Annotated in this window: 1 protein-coding gene; it reads left to right on the top strand. The window is 50.5% G+C overall.

Annotation, left to right across the window (positions count from 1 at the left end; all coding sequences use genetic code 11):
• The first annotated feature begins 103 nt into the window (after positions 1-103).
• Positions 104-1,054: an IS30 family transposase gene (locus IE054_RS17755; RefSeq protein WP_189408600.1), complete on the top strand. Its 951-nt coding sequence runs from the start codon at positions 104-106 to the stop codon at positions 1,052-1,054.
• The last annotated feature ends 35 nt before the right edge of the window (positions 1,055-1,089 follow it).

The raw sequence follows: 1,089 nt of genomic DNA on the forward strand, positions 1-1,089 counted from the left end.
CCCGAATTCAGATAATAAGTGCACCACTCATGGTTAAACGGTGAGAAGAGATCAACTGCCTGTTGGTGGTACTCTGTAATCGCCAAAAAACAAGAGTATTACCATGAGTTACAAGCAGTTGATCGAAGGGCAACGATACCAGATCGAAGCCTACTTACGCGAGGGTTTCAGCTATCGGGAGATTGGGAAGCGGCTGAACGTTTGTCACACGACCATCAGTAGAGAAGTTCGGCGTAACAGTATTCGTGATAACCACTATCTGCCTGAAGTCGCTCACGCTAAGACAGTTAAACGACGATGTCAGGCAGCGAAATATAGGGTTTCAGCGCTGACTATGACGTTCGTCGAGTTCGGGTTGAGTCAGAAATGGAGTCCGGAGCAAATTGCAGGTGTAGGTAAGGCCATAGGGCATAGCGTCAGCCATGAGTGGATTTACGGCTATGTACAGCGAGATAAACTGCGTGGCGGTAAGCTGCACAAGCAGCTGCGACATAGTCGTCGTAAGTACCGAAAAGGCAGCCGCGCGAAGCGCGTAATTATTCCGAACCGAGTTGGTATTGAGCGCCGTCCGGCCATTGTTGATAAGAAAAAGCGGTTTGGTGACTGGGAAGCCGACACCGTGTTAGGCAAGAACGGTACAGGTGCCATCGTCAGTCTGGTTGAGCGTAAAAGTAAACTGTATCTGATACGAAAAGTGCCAGCGAAAAGCGCGGCTGATGTAAGCCGAGCCATGATTGGCATGCTATGGCGCTATCGCGGCCATGTCCACACGATTACGGCAGACAACGGTGCGGAATTCTGTGCTCACACGCAGGTCGCGGATAAGCTGAAAACGGATATCTACTTCGCCAATCCGTACTCGTCGTGGGAACGAGGATTGAACGAAAACTTTAACGGACTACTGAGGCAGTACATTCGAAAAGGGACAGACCTGCGGACGGTGACGGACAAACAGATTGCTGATGTTGAGCGTGCGCTGAATGCAAGACCCAGGAAATGCCTAGGGTTTAAGCAGCCATCGGTCGTGTTCAATGCATTACGAAGAGCAGCTTAATTTAGCGAGTGGTGCACTTCGGGGTTGAATCCGCG

This window comes from Alteromonas halophila (assembly GCF_014651815.1).
In the GTDB taxonomy this organism is placed as follows: Bacteria; Pseudomonadota; Gammaproteobacteria; order Enterobacterales; family Alteromonadaceae; genus Alteromonas; species Alteromonas halophila.